General features: G+C 35.4%; 18 protein-coding genes. 12 read left to right on the top strand and 6 right to left on the bottom strand.

What is annotated here, in order from left to right; genetic code table 11:
• Positions 1-23 precede the first annotated feature (23 nt).
• Together GZ212_RS14530 and GZ212_RS14525 are read left to right on the top strand one after the other, a co-directional pair.
• Positions 24-971: a DUF6252 family protein gene (locus GZ212_RS14530; RefSeq protein WP_166961802.1), complete on the top strand. Its 948-nt coding sequence runs from the start codon at positions 24-26 to the stop codon at positions 969-971.
• A gap of 108 nt (positions 972-1,079) precedes the next feature.
• A complete protein-coding gene (locus GZ212_RS14525; RefSeq protein ID WP_166961799.1) occupies positions 1,080-1,676 on the top strand; it encodes a hypothetical protein in 597 nt (198 codons plus the stop codon).
• 59 nt (positions 1,677-1,735) lie between these two features.
• Here GZ212_RS14525 and GZ212_RS14520 read toward each other — a convergent pair whose 3' ends face one another.
• The 3 genes from GZ212_RS14520 to GZ212_RS14510 are packed head-to-tail and all read right to left on the bottom strand — an operon-like array spanning position 1,736 to position 3,944.
• Positions 1,736-2,830 carry a hypothetical protein gene (locus GZ212_RS14520; RefSeq protein WP_166961797.1) on the bottom strand — a complete coding sequence of 365 codons (1,095 nt, stop codon included), beginning with the start codon at positions 2,828-2,830 and terminating at the stop codon, positions 1,736-1,738.
• Positions 2,808-3,368 carry a hypothetical protein gene (locus GZ212_RS14515; RefSeq protein WP_166961794.1) on the bottom strand — a complete coding sequence of 187 codons (561 nt, stop codon included), beginning with the start codon at positions 3,366-3,368 and terminating at the stop codon, positions 2,808-2,810. Before GZ212_RS14515 ends, GZ212_RS14520 begins: the two co-directional genes overlap by 23 nt.
• A gap of 12 nt (positions 3,369-3,380) precedes the next feature.
• On the bottom strand, positions 3,381-3,944 hold the full coding sequence (locus GZ212_RS14510; protein ID WP_166961791.1) for an RNA polymerase sigma factor: 564 nt from the start codon (positions 3,942-3,944) through the stop codon (positions 3,381-3,383).
• 226 nt (positions 3,945-4,170) lie between these two features.
• Between GZ212_RS14510 and lon the strand changes: the two genes are divergently transcribed.
• The 10 genes from lon (at position 4,171) to GZ212_RS14460 (ending at position 14,636) form a co-directional block, all read left to right on the top strand.
• Complete coding sequence (gene lon / locus GZ212_RS14505) at positions 4,171-6,621, top strand: endopeptidase La (protein WP_053970021.1); 2,451 nt, start codon at positions 4,171-4,173, stop codon at positions 6,619-6,621.
• Between the two features lie 97 nt (positions 6,622-6,718).
• Complete coding sequence (porQ, locus tag GZ212_RS14500) at positions 6,719-7,738, top strand: type IX secretion system protein PorQ (protein ID WP_053970020.1); 1,020 nt, start codon at positions 6,719-6,721, stop codon at positions 7,736-7,738.
• Positions 7,739-7,740: 2 nt separating this feature from the next.
• Positions 7,741-8,436 (top strand): (d)CMP kinase, encoded by a 696-nt coding sequence (gene cmk / locus GZ212_RS14495; protein WP_166961786.1) that lies wholly within the window; start codon positions 7,741-7,743, stop codon positions 8,434-8,436.
• A gap of 178 nt (positions 8,437-8,614) precedes the next feature.
• Entirely contained in the window at positions 8,615-10,447 is a 1,833-nt protein-coding gene (gene rpsA / locus GZ212_RS14490) for a 30S ribosomal protein S1 (RefSeq protein ID WP_053970018.1), read from the top strand.
• Between the two features lie 121 nt (positions 10,448-10,568).
• On the top strand, positions 10,569-11,108 hold the full coding sequence (pyrR, locus tag GZ212_RS14485; protein ID WP_053970126.1) for a bifunctional pyr operon transcriptional regulator/uracil phosphoribosyltransferase PyrR: 540 nt from the start codon (positions 10,569-10,571) through the stop codon (positions 11,106-11,108).
• A 3-nt stretch (positions 11,109-11,111) separates the two neighbouring features.
• Positions 11,112-12,041: an aspartate carbamoyltransferase catalytic subunit gene (locus GZ212_RS14480; RefSeq protein WP_053970017.1), complete on the top strand. Its 930-nt coding sequence runs from the start codon at positions 11,112-11,114 to the stop codon at positions 12,039-12,041.
• 4 nt (positions 12,042-12,045) lie between these two features.
• Positions 12,046-12,378 carry a hypothetical protein gene (locus tag GZ212_RS14475; RefSeq protein WP_053970016.1) on the top strand — a complete coding sequence of 111 codons (333 nt, stop codon included), beginning with the start codon at positions 12,046-12,048 and terminating at the stop codon, positions 12,376-12,378.
• A 2-nt stretch (positions 12,379-12,380) separates the two neighbouring features.
• Positions 12,381-13,286, top strand: a complete 906-nt coding sequence (locus GZ212_RS14470) for a ribonuclease Z (protein ID WP_166961783.1) — start codon at positions 12,381-12,383, stop codon at positions 13,284-13,286.
• Positions 13,287-13,326: 40 nt separating this feature from the next.
• Positions 13,327-13,977: a pyridoxamine 5'-phosphate oxidase gene (gene pdxH / locus GZ212_RS14465; protein ID WP_166961780.1), complete on the top strand. Its 651-nt coding sequence runs from the start codon at positions 13,327-13,329 to the stop codon at positions 13,975-13,977.
• Between the two features lie 164 nt (positions 13,978-14,141).
• Positions 14,142-14,636, top strand: a complete 495-nt coding sequence (locus GZ212_RS14460) for a CAP domain-containing protein (RefSeq protein ID WP_166961777.1) — start codon at positions 14,142-14,144, stop codon at positions 14,634-14,636.
• A 366-nt stretch (positions 14,637-15,002) separates the two neighbouring features.
• Here the strand turns inward: GZ212_RS14460 and GZ212_RS14455 are convergent, their stop codons facing one another.
• The 3 genes from GZ212_RS14455 to GZ212_RS14445 all read right to left on the bottom strand — a co-directional run.
• A complete protein-coding gene (locus GZ212_RS14455; protein WP_166961774.1) occupies positions 15,003-16,925 on the bottom strand; it encodes an OmpA family protein in 1,923 nt (640 codons plus the stop codon).
• Positions 16,926-16,936: 11 nt separating this feature from the next.
• Positions 16,937-17,866 (bottom strand): type IX secretion system membrane protein PorP/SprF, encoded by a 930-nt coding sequence (locus GZ212_RS14450; RefSeq protein WP_053970012.1) that lies wholly within the window; start codon positions 17,864-17,866, stop codon positions 16,937-16,939.
• An 11-nt stretch (positions 17,867-17,877) separates the two neighbouring features.
• On the bottom strand, positions 17,878-19,216 hold a 1,339-nt coding region (locus GZ212_RS14445), incomplete at its 5' end, for a gliding motility-associated C-terminal domain-containing protein (protein ID WP_166961771.1).

Raw genomic sequence — 19,216 nt, 5'->3', positions numbered from 1 at the left:
TGTTTGCTAAAAACCCAAATTTTATGAACTATACCAAACAACTGTATTCCAGTTTATTCCTTTTTATTGCCTTATTTTTTATACAATCTTGTGAGAACGAGCCTTTGGAAGGTGAGTTCGGAAATGGGGAAATGCCAGCTTCAGCAGGGAATTTTCAAGTAGATTTTAATGGAAGTACGTTTCAAACAAACCAAGTTGGTGCTACTGTGCTCGATAATATGATATCCATAGGAGCGATAAGTGGCGATGAGGCTTTTGCCGTTGCACTTATGGATAATACTGAGGGAACCTATCAATTGGGATTACTTGATTTAAATAACCCAACCACTTTTCCTAATCTTGTCAGTTATATGGCTACTCAGAATCCGACCCAAGCAGATAGTCAAACTTGGGATTCCGCTAATCCAACTAATCTTATGATTTCGGCTGGAGAAGTTGTCATTACCAATATTGATTATCAAAATAATACCATATCGGGCACTTTTTCTTTTACAGGTTATAATGTTAATGCATCACCCAATTCCATAGAGTTTACAAATGGGAGTTTTACCAATGTCAGTTTTGAAGATGAATTACCAAATAATAACCCTAATGGTAATGAATTTTATGCTGAAATTGATGGTGTTGAATTTGAAGAAGATGTAGTTAATGTTGATGCAAGTAGTGGATTTAGTATTGGTATTTCTGGTACTACCAATGCACTTGAAACTATTTCGGTGTCACTGCCTTCAGATATTACAGTAGGAAGTTATCCTTTTAGTATGGAAACCCAAGGTATAAGCCCGTTTTTATATGTTCAGTATTATGATTTTAATGACCCATCAAATATACCTTTTATTGAAGGAACCATTCAGGTGACTACTCATGATTTGGCAACAGGACATTTAGTTGGTACTTTTAATTGTAGTGGAGAATTTGAAGATGGATCTACAATGACTATTTCTAATGGTAGCTTTGATGTTTACTATTAAAATATTTGATCATATTATAAGTTTGAGCCACTCTAACCGGGTGGCTTTTTTGTTCTCAAAATTCTCATAAAATAAAAAATGATTATGTTTGCGAAAAACAACTAAATTATGAACCAATCTATCAAATATCTTACTTTTCTATTTTTAGCCTTTTCAGTTTTCACATTTCAATCTTGCGACAATGAAGCTTTAGAAGGTGAATTTGGAACTGACACTGGCAATACCGATCCCGCAGGTTTAGTGGGGGACTGGGAAATGGTTTCTTTTGAAGCTGAAACAACTACAAACTCTAATTATTTAGGACAAGCTATATCTGTCAATGGGGTTATTACAGGATCTGATTTTGATTATGTAGTAACTTTTACGGAAGATGCTTACACTACCAATGGAAGTTATACGCTAAGTGCTGTTTTTTATATGGCTGGTATGGAAATGGAAAATGGATCGGAGACCTATAGTAATGTTTCTGGCAGTGGTACCTACACAACAGAAAATGGAACGATGACCATCAGCGATCCATTTTTTACCTTTGAATTTCAAGGAATGGATTTATCAGAATTTGGAGGACAACAAACCACCGATTACAATTTGAGTAATGATGGGCAAATTTTAACCTTATCTCAAAATGAAACTATCAATGAAACGGTAAATGGAGTAGAAACAACCACTGAAATTAATTCAACTACCGTTCTTTATAAAATATAAATTCACTTTATATTAAAGATAAAAGCCACTCAAATTTGAGTGGCTTTTTTTATAGTTGGCTATTTTTTGTGCATGGTGACACCTCCGTAATCTGAGGATATCTTAACATAGTTTCCGCTACTTTGACCGCCATAGTGGCCTACATATTTTTTATCACTGCCATCTTTCTCTTTAGAAGTAAAAGTGAAATCATCTCCACCGCTTAAGGAAGCATATTCCAAGTCTATATCAAATTGAAACTGATAGTTGGCATTATAACCTACTTTGATGCCTGTGTATTCGCCATCGATTTCAAGATTTTTTGCTCCAGCTGTCATTTCTTCAATTTTTATAGATCCATAATCAGCATCTATCTTAACATTTTGATATACTTCTCCTATCATTACATTAAGGTAGTCTCCTGATCCTTTAATGTTATTGGCCTTTTTGATCTTCATATTGCCATAATCACAATTGTATTCAATACTTTCAACAGCTTCCACTTCAGAATTGGTATAATCTGCATTTATCTTTAAGTTTTTTGATTTAGAAACCGTAAACCCACTGTAATCAGCATTGATATATCCATTATTAATGTAATCAAAATAACAACCACTGGTGTAGTCAAAATTTAGTCGGTTGCTTTCTCCCATGAGCTCTTTAGTGATAATTTTTCCGTAATCACAACTGATGTTGGCATTACCTTCCAATTTGTCTAGGTTAATATTTCCGTAGTCATTACTAAGGTCAACAGAATTTGAAACGGGCATTTTAACAACGTAGTTTATTTTCATGTTCACTTTGTTATTACCGTTCCAGTTCCACCAGCTATTGGATTTATTCTTGTTAAAAATGGTTTTTGCAGAAACCAGGCTAGGGGATGCTTCAAAATCTACGGTAATTTCATCAAGCTTTTGTTGAACCTTATCTAGGTTGTTTCCGTCTGTAGTAATGGTAACTTCTATATCAATTTTATTCTCGTTCCAAGTGATGATATTTAGATTTCCGTAACTATTGTCAACTTTTAGTGTTGCATCAGAATTTACCGAAAAGCTTTTTTTGATAGTTTTCTCTTTAGTATGCTTACTTTTTGGCTCAGTTGGGTTTGTGGCCAATAAAAAGGCAGGTGCCAAAAGTAAGATAAAAAGGATGCTATATAGTTTGGTTGCTTTCATTGTTATTGTTTTTTAACTGTTTAACTAATTCAATTTGTTTAAGGGTACTTTCTAAAATGTTGATTCGGTTTTGAAAATTCGAAATCATGGCATAAATCACACGTTTGTCATCGCCGCTTTTTCTCAAATCGGATTTGAGCTTTTCATACTCCATTTCCAATTTGCTCATTTGAATCATGGCATCTTTTACCAAAGCTTGGGTATCATGATCCGTGACATTTTCCAGTTTTTTCATTTCAGACTCAATAGAGACTGTGAAAAAACTTTCGGTTTTAGCCAATTCAGGTGATACAGCTGCCAAATCATAGGATGATTCACTAGGCTTATTAACCAAGAGCGCTGTTAATACAATGGCAGCAGTAGCAGCAATACCCATAAGAGGTTTCCAAAGTGTTCTCAATTTGGAAGGTTTTTTCAAATCCCTCTTATTTTGGTTGTTAAGTTTATCTAGAAACCTTTTTTGGTGTCCTTCATTGGGCACTTCCACATCAAAGGATGTATTAAGGTTTTCAAATAATTTGTCTAATGGATCATTCATAACTTGGTTTATTTAATGTTCAACCTGTGGTTGTAATTTTTGTCTTAAGCTAGCTTTGGCACGCGAAATAGTGGTGCGGCAGTTTGCATAAGACATATCCATGATATCACTTATTTCCTCATAATCATAGCCTTCAATAAGATGAAGCGTTAGGGCAACTCGATAGCTTTCCTTTAAAGAGTTTAAAGTATCCAAGACCGTTTGGGCCTTAACATTGGTATACTCATAATCACTCGGTATGCCATCATCTGCCTGTTCCATTTTAAAGGCGACATCATCATAAGGAACGTTTTGGTATTTATGACTTTTTTTATAGTTGTAAATACTCTTGTTAATTACAATTCGTTTTAACCACGAACCAAAAGTCACTGTATCGTGCAATGTGTCAAGCTTTGTGAAAGCAGATAAGAACGCATCCTGCATAATGTCTTCAGCTTCAAAACTGTCTTTGACAATTCTATAGCTTACATTGTACATGGCTTTGTAATATCTGTTGTATAATTCCAACTGCGCAAATTGGTTTCCGGATTTACATAGCTCGACTAATTGCTCAATATTTTGTTTGGTTAGTGACAATTAAAACGTTTTGTTATTATATAGATAATTGCTTTTTTAAATTGTTACAGTTGGCATTAAAAAAAGTTTCTTGGCATATTAATTGCCTAATAATGGGGAATCAAATGCTTCCTATCTTAACTATTTTAAAGGGTTACAAGGCAATTGATGTGATAATTAATAATGAATTAAAAAGATATTAGCTGTTATTTCTACTAAGTTATGACAGTTTGACCTAAATAAATATATGAAGAAGACAAGTATTTTAAATCTTGACAGTTTGTCATTACAAGATTTTGACGAGAATTCAGAGTTAATCCCTTTAATGACACCCGAGGATGAAGAAGAAATTAATAAAGAGGAATTACCCGAGACATTACCTATTCTTTCATTAAGAAATACGGTTTTGTTTCCAGGCGTGGTTATTCCTATCACCGCTGGTAGAGATAAGTCTATTAAGCTAATTAATGATGCCAATAAAGGCGGAAAAGTAATTGGAGTTGTTGCTCAAAAGGATGAAGCAATTGAAAATCCTACCGCTAAAGACTTGCATCAAACTGGTACGGTAGCAAGAATTCTTAAGGTGCTAAAAATGCCTGATGGAAATACCACGGTTATTTTACAAGGTAAAAAGCGTTTTCAAATCAATCAAGTGATTACTGAGGAACCTTATATAACGGCAACGATAGAGGGTGTCTCTGAAACGAAACCAGAACCAGCAAACAAGGAGTTTGAGGCAATTATAGAATCTATCAAAGATTTATCATTGATGATTATTAAGGAAAGTCCAAATATTCCTTCTGAAGCTTCCTTTGCTATTAAAAATATCCAAAGCAATTCTTTCTTGGTCAATTTTGTTTCTTCCAATATGAACTTAAGTGTTCAAGAAAAGCAGTCTTTGTTGGAATCGAGTGATTTAAAAGATCGTGCTCTGGAAACCTTAAAGTTTATGAACTTGGAGTACCAAAAATTGGAGTTGAAAAATGACATCCAATTGAAGGTGCAAAATGACATGAACCAACAGCAGCGCGAATATTTCCTTCATCAACAAATGAAAACCATTCAAGAAGAGTTGGGTGGTGTGAGTTATGATGAAGAGTTGGAAGAAATGAAGGAGCGTTCCAAGTCTAAGAAATGGGATGAAAAAGTTGCTAAGCATTTCGAAAAGGAGATTGCAAAAATGCACCGTATGAATCCGCAGGTGGCAGAGTATTCAATCCAAAGAAATTATTTAGATCTTTTTCTAGACTTGCCTTGGAATGAATTTAGCAAGGACAATTTCGACTTGAAACGAGCCAAAAGAATTTTAGATCGTGATCATTATGGATTAGATGATGTTAAAAAGAGAATTATTGAGTATTTGGCAGTTCTTAAGTTAAGAAATGACATGAAATCTCCCATCCTATGTTTGTATGGCCCTCCAGGTGTTGGTAAAACCTCTTTGGGTAAATCTATTGCAGAGGCATTGGGAAGGGAATACATCAGAATGTCTTTAGGAGGATTAAGAGATGAAGCTGAAATTAGAGGGCATAGAAAAACTTATATAGGAGCTATGCCTGGAAGGATTATTCAAAACCTTAAAAAAGCAGGTACATCAAATCCTGTATTTGTTTTGGATGAAATTGATAAATTGTCAAATTCCCATCAAGGGGATCCTTCATCTGCTATGCTGGAAGTATTGGACCCAGAGCAAAACAGTGATTTCTATGACAATTTCCTAGAAATGGGATTTGATTTGTCTAAAGTCATGTTTATTGCAACTTCCAATAGTTTGGCAACCATTCAACCTGCTTTAAGGGATAGAATGGAGATTATTAATGTGACTGGTTATACCATTGAAGAGAAAGTGGAGATTGCTAAAAGACATCTCCTTCCAAAGCAATTAAAAGAACATGGTTTAACGGCTAAAGATTTAAAAATTGGTAAAACCCAGCTTGAGAAAATAGTAGAAGGTTACACAAGAGAATCGGGAGTACGTGGATTGGAAAAGCAAATCGCCAAAATGGTGAGATATGCAGCTAAGAATATAGCCATGGAAGAAGAATATCACGTGAAAGTTACCAATGATGATGTTATTGAAGTATTGGGAGCACCAAGATTAGAGCGTGACAAATACGAAAATAATAATGTTGCTGGAGTTGTAACTGGTTTGGCTTGGACTCAAGTAGGAGGGGATATTCTTTTTATTGAATCGATATTATCAAAGGGTAAAGGTCAATTGAACATTACTGGAAACCTTGGTAAAGTGATGAAGGAATCGGCCACCATTGCCATGGAGTATATTAAAGCTCATGCTGATGAATTTAATCTAAACCCTGAGATATTTGATAAATACAATGTGCATATACATGTACCTGAAGGTGCTACGCCAAAAGATGGACCTAGTGCTGGTATCACCATGTTGACATCGCTTGTATCACTCTTTACTCAAAGAAAGGTTAAGAAGAATTTAGCAATGACAGGTGAAATTACTCTGAGAGGTAAAGTGTTACCAGTGGGAGGAATTAAGGAGAAAATCTTGGCGGCCAAACGAGCTAGAATTAAGGAGATAGTGCTTTGTGAAGAGAATAGAAGGGATATTAACGAAATAAAAGAAGAATATCTTAAAGGATTAACCTTCCATTATGTTAGTGATATGAGTGATGTTCTTAAAATTGCACTCACCAATCAGAAAGTCAATAACGCAAAAGAATTATAAATGAGTAACCTCGAGACTTTCTCGAGGTTTTTTCTTTAAATAAAAATAAATAAACCATACAGTCGTTTTAAGATAGATTTAGTTATTTTGCGTCTCTATGAAAAAGAACTACCCGGTTTTATTGTTCTTTCTTACTTCATTGGTTGGCTGGTCTCAAATAGGAGGTGAGTCAACCTATCAGTTTTTGAATTTAATTTCATCGCCAAGACAAGCGGCATTGGGAGGCAAGACGATCACTAATATTGATTATGATGTCACTCAAGCCATATACAATCCTGCAACTATAAATGTGGAAATGGACGGTCAGTTGGCCGTAAACTATAGTAATTATCTTGGAGGAATCAATTATGGTACGGCAGCATATGCCTATACAGTCGATCGTAGAACACAAACGTTTCATATAGGTGTCAATTACATTAATTACGGAAGCTTTGACGGTTATGATGAGTTAGGTAATGCAACTGGTTCCTTTACGGGTAATGAGGCGGCAGTTTCTTTTGGTTATGCCAAACAATTGGGTTGGTCTGATTTTTACTTAGGTGGAAGTATTAAATTAATAACATCAAAACTAGAACAGTATAATTCCTTTGGTGCAGCTGTAGATGCTGGTTTGATATATTTAGATGAAGATATCGAATTTCAAGCAGCTTTGGTAGTTCGCAATTTTGGAACTCAAATTACTACGTATGCCGGACAAAGAGAATCATTACCATTTGAGGTAGCTCTTGGTCTTTCCCAAACATTAGAGCATATTCCCTTAAGGTGGCACATCACTTTTGAGAATCTTCAAAAGTGGCCCATTTCAGTTTCCAATCCTTCTCGGGCAGAAACCGATTTGGAAGGAAATCAAACACAAGAAGAAGTTGGTTTTTTTACTAATGTATTAAGGCATACTATCTTGGGAGCAGAATTTTTTCCAAAAGGCGGATTCAACATTAGAATTGGATATAATTTTAGGAGGGGTGAGGAATTAAGGATTGTTGATGAAAGAAATTTTTCTGGAATTTCCGCCGGATTTGGTGTGAAGTTGAATAAATTTCGTTTTAGCTACACACATGCTAGATATACAAGTGCATCAAATGCCAATTTCTTTGGCTTACAAATTGATTTGAGATAAGGATGGATAAAATTACAATTGCCATAGATGGTTATTCTTCGACAGGAAAAAGTACGGTCGCCAAGAAATTAGCTTCAAAATTGGGATATGTATATGTTGATAGCGGCGCCATGTATCGTGTAGTGACTTTGTTTGCCATGAGACATCAATGGGTTGATGATAACCATTTTGATAAGGATACCTTAATCTCAAGACTTGAGGATATTGATTTAGCTTTTCATTTTAATTCAGAGGTTGGATTTGCAGAGGTTTACTTGAATGGAGAAAATGTTGAAAAAGAAATAAGAACCTTAGATGTGTCTTCTTTTGTAAGTCAGGTAGCTGCTGTTCCTGAGGTTCGGACTTTTTTGGTTAAAAAGCAGAGGAAACTGGGTGAAGACAAAGGAGTTGTTATGGATGGGAGAGATATTGGAACTGTTGTTTTTCCTAATGCTGAAATAAAAATATTTATGACAGCATCTGAGCAGGTGAGAGCACAACGACGTTATGAGGAGTTAAAGGCTCGCGGAGATCAAATTTCGTTTGATGATGTTTTGAATAACGTGAGGGAACGTGACCATATTGATTCTACAAGAAAACAATCCCCATTAAAAAGAGCCGAAGGTGCTATTGACATTGATAATTCTTATTTGACTGAAGAACAAGTTTTTAGTGAAATAATGGACTTGGTTCAAAAGGCTATTGATTCTAAAAACTAAGCCTTTAATTTTTAGCGATATAACATTAGGTTTATTGGATTTTAAGTATTATTTTTGCACTCCTTTTTTAGCGAATCAATGGATAGAAAAAAGGAACCGAAAATTTTATCATTAATAATCTTCTGTAGCCATCGCTTAAACTTCCATCAACTACAGAATACAAATTAATAATCAGCATATGGCTGAAAATGCAAAACAAGCTGAAGTTGAAGCAACTGAAGCAAAAACTGCTGAGGCACCGCAAGTTTCTGCGGCTCAAGCAAACCCAGAGAAATTTTTAAAAGATTTCAACTGGCACAATTACGAAGAAGGAATCGACGAAGTAGAAGACTCTCAATTGAAAGAATTCGAAAAGTTAGTTGCAGAGAATTTCGTAGACACTTTAGATGACGAGGTAGTAGAAGGAGAAGTAGTTCACATTACAGATCGTGATGCTATTATCGATATCAATGCTAAATCTGAAGGTGTTGTTTCTTTGAACGAATTCCGTTACAATCCAAACTTAAAAGTAGGAGACAAAGTAGAAGTATTGATTGACGTTCGCGAAGATGCTACAGGTCAATTGGTATTATCTCACAGAAAAGCTCGTGTTATTAAAGCTTGGGATCGTGTTAACGCAGCTCATGATACTGGTGAAATCGTTAATGGTTTCGTTAAGTGTAGAACAAAAGGAGGTATGATCGTTGACGTATTTGGTATTGAAGCATTCTTACCAGGTTCTCAAATTGACGTGAAGCCTATCCGTGACTACGATGCTTACGTTAACAAAACTATGGAATTCAAAGTTGTTAAAATCAACCACGAATTTAAGAACGTAGTAGTTTCTCATAAAGCTTTAATTGAAGCTGATATAGAAGAACAAAAGAAAGAAATCATTGGTCAATTAGAAAAAGGACAAGTATTAGAAGGTGTTGTTAAAAACATTACTTCTTATGGTGTGTTTATTGACTTAGGTGGTGTTGACGGTTTAGTTCACATTACAGATCTTTCTTGGTCAAGAATCAACCATCCAAATGAAATTGTTGAATTAGATCAAAAATTAAACGTTGTAATCCTTGATTTTGATGAAGATAAATCAAGAATCCAATTAGGTCTTAAGCAATTGAGCAAGCACCCATGGGATGCTCTTGGAGAAGAAGTTAAAGTTGGTGACAAAGTAAAAGGTAAAGTAGTTGTAATTGCAGATTACGGTGCGTTTATTGAAGTTGCTGACGGTGTTGAAGGATTGATTCACGTTTCTGAAATGTCTTGGTCTACACATTTACGTTCAGCTCAAGATTTCGTTGCTATCGGTGATGAAGTTGAAGCAGTTATCTTAACTTTAGATAGAGAAGAGCGTAAAATGTCTCTTGGTATCAAGCAATTGACTCCAGATCCATGGACTGATATTACTTCTAAGTATCCTGTAGGTTCTAAGCACACAGGTGTTGTACGTAACTTTACAAACTTTGGTGTATTTGTTGAATTAGAAGAAGGTATTGACGGATTGATTTATATCTCTGATTTATCTTGGACTAAGAAAATCAAGCACCCAAGTGAATTCTGTAACGTAGGAGACAAATTGGATGTAATTGTTCTTGAATTGGATGTTGAAGGACGTAAATTAAGTTTAGGTCACAAGCAAACTACAGAGAACCCTTGGGATAAATACGAAAAAGACTTCGCAGTTGGGTCATCTCACACTGCAGAAGTAACTGAAATCGTTGACAAAGGTGCTACTGTAGAATTTAATGAAGACATCGTAGCTTTCGTACCAGCTCGTCATTTAGAGAAAGAAGATGGTAAGAAACTTAAGAAAGGTGAAGAAGCAGAATTTAAAATCATTGAATTCAACAAAGAATTCAAGAGAGTTGTTGCTTCACACACTGCAGTCTTCAGAGAAGAAGAAGCTAAGATTGTAAAAGCTGCTGCTAAAAAAGCAGAAGCTGCTGCAGCAGAAGCTAAGCCAACATTAGGTGATGCCAATGATGCTTTACAAGCTCTTAAGGATAAAATGGACGGAAAGAAATAATTTTTTCAATCCATTACCAATAAAGAAAGCCTTCAATTTTTGAAGGCTTTTTTATTTTATGAGCATTCGAAAACTCAATTTTTAGCTTATCTTTGTTTACCAAACAATGTTTGGGAATACTATGAGTCAAAAAGTTTTACTTAACAACAAAGAGGTAAACATCATTCTGCATAGATTGGCTTGTCAACTTATTGAAAAACACAACGATTTCTCAAATACAGCGCTCATTGGTCTTCAACCTAGAGGGAAATTTTTAGCCGATAGATTGGTTAAAATTCTGCAAGAGGATTATCAAATAAAGGATATTAAATGGGGTTCACTAGACATCACTTTTTTTAGGGATGATTTTAGAAGGAGTGATAAGCCATTACAGGCCAATTCCACCCATATTGATTTTATTGTGGAAGACAAGCGAATTGTGTTTATAGATGATGTACTATATACTGGACGAAGCATTCGTTCAGCCCTTACTGCTATTCAATCGTTTGGAAGACCGGCTGAAATAGAGCTATTAACTCTTATAGATAGAAGGTTTAGCAGACATTTACCTATTCAACCCGATTATAGAGGCAGACAAGTTGATGCTATAAATAATGAAAAAGTAAAGGTAAATTGGAGTGAAAACGAAGGAGAAGATTCGGTTTATCTTATAAATAATTAAAACATGAGTGAATTAAGTGTCAATCACTTATTAGGGATCAAATATCTGAATAAAGCAGACATTGATCTTATTTTCAGCACCGCAGATCATTTTAAGGAAGTCATTAATAGACCTATTAAGAAGGTTCCTTCTTTAAGAGATATTACGATAGCTAATCTATTTTTTGAAAACTCAACAAGGACCAAATTGTCCTTTGAACTGGCAGAGAAAAGACTCTCGGCCGATGTGATTAATTTTTCAGCATCTCAATCATCTGTAAAGAAAGGCGAAACCTTAATAGACACGGTTAATAATATTCTCTCCATGAAAGTTGATATGGTGGTTATGAGACATCCCAATCCAGGAGCAGGTGTCTTTCTATCCCAACATGTCAATGCGAGTATTGTCAATGCAGGTGATGGAGCTCATGAGCATCCAACCCAAGCTCTTTTAGATTCGTTTTCTATTAGGGAGCGTTTAGGAGAAGTTGGAGGAAAAAATGTCGTTATTGTAGGTGATATTTTGCATAGTAGAGTCGCGCTCTCAAATATTTTTGCTTTACAATTACAAGGTGCCAATGTCATGGTATGCGGACCAAAAACACTCCTTCCCAAGTATATTGATAAATTGGGTGTTAAGGTTGAAACCAACTTAAGAAAGGCTCTGGAATGGTGTGATGTAGCTAATATGCTAAGAGTTCAAAATGAGAGAATGGATATCAGCTATTTTCCATCAACAAGGGAATACACACAGCAATTTGGTGTAAATAAAGCCTTATTAGATTCTTTAGATAAGGAAATTGTAATCATGCACCCCGGACCAATTAATAGGGGAGTGGAAATTACTAGTGATGTAGCAGATTCTGATCAAGCTATTATTTTGGATCAAGTTCAAAATGGAGTAGCAGTTAGAATGGCTGTAATCTATTTATTAGCTTCTAAAATTAAAAATTAGAGATATGCTTATTGATAAGGATGAAAATATTACCATAATTACTCAGGAAAAGGCAACTATTGTTGAGTTGGTAAAAAAAATGGAGGTGATATATGATCGCTATAAAAACGATAATATCATTGTCAATCTGAACAGTTTAAAAAGCATTAGCTTAGAACAAATTATTGAGTTTTTAAGGTTGTCAAATAAGCATAGAAAAGCTAAACATTCCTTTGTAATCGTAACTGACAAAGTCAATTTTGATGAAATGCCCAACGAAATAGTTGTGGTGCCAACCACTAAGGAGGCCTATGATGTCATTGAAATGGAAGAGATGGAAAGAGATCTAGGTTTTTAAATATGAAATTAACCATTTTAGGCTGTCATAGTGCAACTCCCAGAATTCATACGCATCCCACATCTCAGGTTTTAGAAATCAAAAATCACATTTTTTTGATAGATTGTGGAGAAGGCACTCAAGTTCAGCTTAGAAAAAATAAAATAAAATTCAATCGCATTAAACATATTTTCATTTCCCATTTACATGGGGATCATTTTTATGGTTTGGTGGGATTGATATCTACATTTAGATTGTTGACTCGGGAAACCGAGCTTCACATTTATGGCCCCAAAGGTATTAAGGAAGCGATTACCATGCTCTTGAAGTTAGGAGATTCATGGACCAATTACCCTTTAATTTTTCATGAACTAACCTCTAAGGAATCTGAATTGATTTTTGAAGATGATTTAGTTGAAGTTCGAACTATTCCGCTAAATCATAGAGTATATACCAATGGATTTTTATTTAAAGAAAAGCCAGGGGAACGTAAACTGGATTTAAATGCAGTTCTTAATGCCGACATTGATGTAGCCTATTATCGGAAATTAAAGCAGGGTTATGATGTAGAGAGTAATGATGGAACGCTTATAAAAAACGAAGAGGTTACAAAACCACCTTTACCTGCAAAGAGTTATGCATTTTGCAGTGATACAGCATTTGAAAAGTCTATAGTACCTATAATTAATGAAGTAAATGTGCTATACCACGAATCTACTTTTCTTGAGAAACATGCACATTTGGCCTCTCCAACCAAGCATAGTACAGCCAAGGAGGCTGCAACTATTGCTAAATTAGCTAATGTTGGCACTTTAATTATGGGACATTATTCCACTCGCTATGACAATTTAGAGGATTTCAGAACAGAAGCTTCTGAATTTTTTTCTAATGTTGAATTGGCAGAGGCAGGGAAAGTGTTTGAATTTTAATTAATCTATTTATTCTTAAATTTAAGGTCAAATTTTAATTATGGAGAATAACGATTTAAGTCATTATAGAAAGTCCTATGAAAAACATGAGTTGTTACTTCAAGAAACACCAGATAATCCATTAGAACTCTTTCAAAAATGGTTTCACGAGGTAGATGAGTTTTTTCCAGAAGATGAAACCAATGCCATGACTATTTCTACCATGGGGTTGGATGGATATCCCAAAAATAGGGTGGTGCTTTTAAAACGATTTAATTATGAAGGATTCATATTTTTTACCAATTACCTAAGTGAAAAGGGGAGAGCTATTGCTAAGAATCCAAATGTTTGTTTGTCTTTTTTTTGGGCTGGAGCAGAGCGACAAATCATTATAAAAGGAAAGGCAGAAAAAATAGCCGAAAATTTAAGTGATGGTTATTTTGAATCGAGACCAAGAGGTAGCCAATTAGGTGCTATAGTCTCTCAACAAAGCGAAGTTTTAGAAAGTAGGGAAGAACTGGAGAATAGACTGACTGAGCTAGAAGCACTTTATGAAGGTAAGGAAATTGAAAGGCCATCATACTGGGGAGGATTTCTTGTAAGACCTGTAGAAATAGAATTTTGGCAAGGACGCCCCAACAGACTTCATGATAGAATCAGATATCAATTAGATTCAGAATATAATTGGGTGAAAAAACGATTATCTCCTTAAAAAAACCGATGTAATGCATTAAAACCATATCTAAAATTGCATTTCATCGATAAAAGGAAATAAATAACGATTAAAAGCGTGTTTTTAATCGAAATTAACATTTCTTTAACATTTATTTTGAGTTAGGCGGTTAATTTTATAGCACCAAATCTTAATTGCCCAACATGAAACGACCTACTATATTACCAGTTTTGGTACTATGCGCCATGTTAAGCTTTTCCTGCTCTACCGAAAGTGTGGATGACAAAGCCGAATTGGCCACAGAGCAAATTGTAGTACCTCAAGCCAAAGAAATAGAAATAGAAATTTTGGAGTTGATTAATGACTACCGAATTAATAATGGGTTGGTTCCATTAAATGGTATGGATTTAATCAAATCACAAGCCTATAGTCATACAGATTATATGGTAGCTCAAAATTCGGTATCTCACGATTACTTTTATCAAAGAAAGGCTTTTTTAATGGATCATACTGGTGCAGTAAAAGTTAATGAAAATGTAGCCTATGGGTTTACATCTGCTGAATCTGTTGTCAATGCTTGGATTAACAGTGATGCTCATAGGGAAAATATTATAGGAGATTTTACAGATTTTGACGTATCCGCTGAAAAGAACAGTCAAGGTAAATGGTATTTTACCAATATATTCATAAAGAAATAGGTTATATGTAAGCTAAGATGATAACCAAAGATTGTTGAAAATCATGATTGATTAGTAGCAAAACAACAATTCTTGTGAGAAAACCACCGGTATCGGTGGTTTTTTTTTGCTTGGAAGTTATTCTAATTAACTTATTCCTCGTCGTATCCTTTCAGGGTGAGGGTAAGTACTTTTTGGAATATGGGTAGAATGTATAACGACATTAGAATATGTTATAAATTTAAAAGCCACCCAGGATTGGGTGGCTTTTTAGTAATAAGGCATTGTTAGGAAGGTATAATATGTAAGCTATAATATTAAATAATCACTAAACCTTATTACTCAGAAATAGTCTTACAAAAAGTTAAAATAATTTAACCCTCCATGTTATTTTTCTTCTTTACCAGAAAGAATCATGAATTTAGATCGCCTGTTCTCTTGGTGCTTTTCTTCAGAACATTTAACACCGTTGGAGCATTCATTGACCAATTGGCTTTCTCCATACCCGATGGCACTTTCAATACGTTCTGGTGCAATGTTTCTAGAAAGTATATAGTCTCTGGTTGATTTAGCTCTTCTATCAGATAATTTCATGTTGTATTTATCACTACCACGGCTATCTGTATGGGACTCAATCTTAATAACCATGTTTGGATGCTCTCTCATGACTGAAACAATATTTTCCAATTCATAGGCGGCATCAGCTCTGATATCCCATTTATCGAAATTAAAAAATATAGGGTTGATCACAATTTCATTTAGATTGATAAGAGGAATCAAGTTAAGATCTACTTGATGTTCTTTCATATGCTCGTTGGAAGTTTCAACTTCTTTTATATCATCTTTGTAGTCGGCCTTACTGGCTAGAACGGTGTATTTCTTGTCACAATCGGCTTCCAATTTATAAACACCATTTTCATCGGTAGTTGTTTCGGCAACAATTTTTCCAGATTCATCAATTAGTTGAACAGTTGCTCCTTGAAGGATGGACAGGATCTTACTGTCTCTCACAATTCCTTGGACGATTTGTTGGCAATCATAAGAAACAAAACCGTAAATATCATCACTACCTTTTCCTCCTGGTCTATTTGAAGAGAAAAATCCATCTCCAGAATCAGAATCTAAGTAGATAGCAAAATCATCGTAACCACTATTGTAAGGAGCACCTAAATTAACAGCTTCGGCATTGGAATTGTTCAAGATATCCGATTTGAAAATGTCCAATAATCCTAAATTTAGGAATCCGTCAGACGAAAAGTAAAATGTATTGTCCTTTGCAATAAAAGGGAATACTTCTCTACCTTCTGTGTTAATCTTTTCTCCCATGTTTTCAACGGTTCCAAAAGAACCATCATCTTTGATGGCTACTTGATAGATATCTGTTTGACCAAAACCTCCTTCTCTGTCAGAAACAAAGTAAAGTGTTTTGTTGTCTAAACTTAAGGCTGGATGTCCTGTAGAATAGACATCATCATTAAATGGTAACTCTTCCACATTACTCCATAAAGAATCAACTAGAGTGGCTCTATACATTTTAAGGTGAGTAGTTCCTTCCTTGTCATAACGAGGCCTGTTTCTTTTATCGACATTATCCCTTGTAAAATACATGGTCTTCCCATCTTTTGTAAAAACCGGATTGGCGTTATGAATGTTTTTTCTTTTAACTCCTGAAAAATTTACCAATTGTGGCTCAGAAAATTTCGCCTTTCCATCTTCCATAACCCTGTCAGCTACATAAATGTCTAAAAAAGGTTCTCCATTCCATTTATAAATTTCATTTTCCGTATTTCTTGAAGTAGAAAAGAACATGACACTATCCATGACAACGGGACCAAAATCCGCATAAGTGGAGTTTATATCCAATCCTTTTACGTCCACGAAAAGTCCTTTAGGAGTTGATAATTTTTCATAAAGACTTAAGTTGCTAGAGGCCAATTCATCGGCACGTCTGTCATCATTTTGAATGTCCTTAAACTTAGCTAACCACTTTTCGGCCTCTTCATAGTTGCCTAAACTTCTTTGGGTTTGGATGTACTTATAAATGTATTCTGGACTGATTTTGTTTTCATATTTGTCCAAAGCCATTTTATACCATTTGGCAGCTTGCTCCGAATTGGAATTGTTGTAATAACAGTCTCCCAATCGTGTTAAAACATGCTCACTATTCTCTCCTTTTTTGACAGCTTCCTCATACAATTCAGCAGCTTTCAAATAAGCATATTTCTCAAAAAATTTGTCAGCAACTTTTTCTTGGGCAAAAGTAAAAGTTGAGCATAATGCTATGATTATAAGTAAAACTTTTGTTTTCATGCTGTTCATATTTAGAAGTATCTTGGGGATTTAATTCTTTTCATTTTAAATAATTCAAACATCACAATCAATTCATGGGTACCACCAGTGTAATCGTTGATTTCAGAAAGCGGGTATTCGTAAGTGTAACCTATTCTGAATTGTTTAGAAACTTGAAAATCGATCAAACCTCCTAGAGCTGAAGTATTTTCATTAATTCGGTAACCTGCTCCTAACCATAGTTTTTCATAGAATAGAAAATTACCAGTTAAATCATATGACATAGGCGCTCCATTGGTAGCCTTAACCAAGAATGCAGGTTTGAACTTTGTGTTGTCACCCAATGGGAATACATATCCCCCAGTAAAGTAGTAACTGACTCTTTCTAATGCTTGGAATTCTTGTCCATTGGAATCATGTCTATTGTAGTCGTTATTCAATATTCTTGGTGTTGACAATCCCAAGTACCACATTTGACTGTGCCAAAAGATACCAGCTCCAATATTTGGGCTCCAGCGATCTTCAATTCCATAAATATTTGGGTCGTTTGCTCCAGGGTCTAAAGCCAAACGGTCTAAACGATAGCTTGTAAAACCAGCTTTAATACCAAACGCCAATTTAGTTTTCTCACCGGTATTAATGGTGTAAGAAAAGTCTCCGTAAAGGTAGGTGAATCGTTCATCCCCCAATTTGTCGTTAATGAATGACATACCAATTCCGATTTTTTCATTCCTTAATGGGGAATGTATAGACAGGGTTTGGGTGGTTGGTCCACCGTCAAATCCTACCCATTGACTTCGGTGGAGTCCCACTATACTTAGCGTTTCTCTACTACCCGCATAAGCTGGATTTATAGAAATGGTGTTATACATGTACTGAGTAAATTGGGGCAATTGTTGGGCAATTCCTTGGATACCACTCAATAATGCTAACGCTACTACAAAATTTCTAATAAGTTTCATAGGTTATGGTTTTATTTGGTTCCAACGTAGATATGACCTGTGAAAGGCTTCAATCCACTATTTTTTAGGGTTACTATATAGTAATATGTTCCGTTAGGTACTTTATCGGCATTTCCAATAGAGGATTTATGGGTTTGACCATTCCAGTTATTTTGGTAATTGTCAGTTTCAAAGATCATAGCTCCCCATCTGTTGAAAATCTTAACATCAATTATGAAATCACATTCTTCTACACCCGTAATTTCAAAGAATTCATTCCATTGGTCTCCGTTTGGAGTGATGGCTTTAGAAATTTCTATATTGTCACCACAAGGTAGAACCAAACAGTCATCATTGATATTAATGGTAACTTCATAAGAAGTCAAACACGCTCCATTTGCTACGGTGTAACTAAATACATAGTCACCTAGTAAAACTTCTGAAGGATCAAAAATGGAACCGTTCAATTCGGTATTTCCAGCAAGAACTGTCCATGTTCCTGATAAATCATTACCAGAGTAATAATCAAATAAATCAATTTCTCCATCATCATTACATCGCTGATCAAAAGTTTCAACCACGTCAATACTTATCAAGACGTGTACGGTTTGACTCGCCGTTGCTTCATTACCACAAGCATCTACAAAAGTCCATGTCCAAACAATATCGTAATCATTTGCTGTGCCATCAAAGCCATTATCTTCCGTAAAATCAGTAATAGTAACTTCAGAACAATCATCAAATTCTAAAGTAGGTTCAGTTGGAACATCATCACAACTTACGGTTATATCTGCCAAATCTGTTAAAACTGTTGGCGCTGTTGTATCTTGAATAGTGATGGTCTGCGACACCGAAGATGAATTGTTACACGCATCAGTAAATGTCCACGTTCTGGTCACCACTATGTTACAAGGATCTGTATCGTCCATGCTATCCACAGCAGTAGCTGTAATATCACCAGCACAGTTGTCTGTAGCGGTCAGTTCACCAGCAGCAGGCATATCGCCGATACACTCATAAGTGATATCTGCAGGTGCCTCAGGAGCAACCGGAGCTGTTGTATCTTGAATAGTGATTGTTTGTGACACCGAAGATGAATTGTTACATGCATCAGTGAATGTCCACGTTCTGGTCACCACAATGTTACAAGGATCTGTATCGTCCATGCTATCCACAGCAGTAGCTGTAATATCACCAGCACAGTTATCTGTAGCAGTCAACTCACCAGCAGCAGGCATATCGCCGATACACTCATAAGTGATATCTGCAGGAGCCTCAGGAGCAACCGGAGCTATTGTATCTTGAATAGTGATGGTCTGTGACACTGAAGATGAATTGTTACATGCATCAGTAAATGTCCATGTTCTGGTC

The organism is Mangrovimonas sp. CR14 (genome assembly GCF_011764015.1).
GTDB lineage: Bacteria > Bacteroidota > Bacteroidia > Flavobacteriales > Flavobacteriaceae > Mangrovimonas > Mangrovimonas futianensis.
Note: the sequence above shows the minus strand (reverse complement) of the source record. Positions and strands in the feature narration are given on the sequence as shown.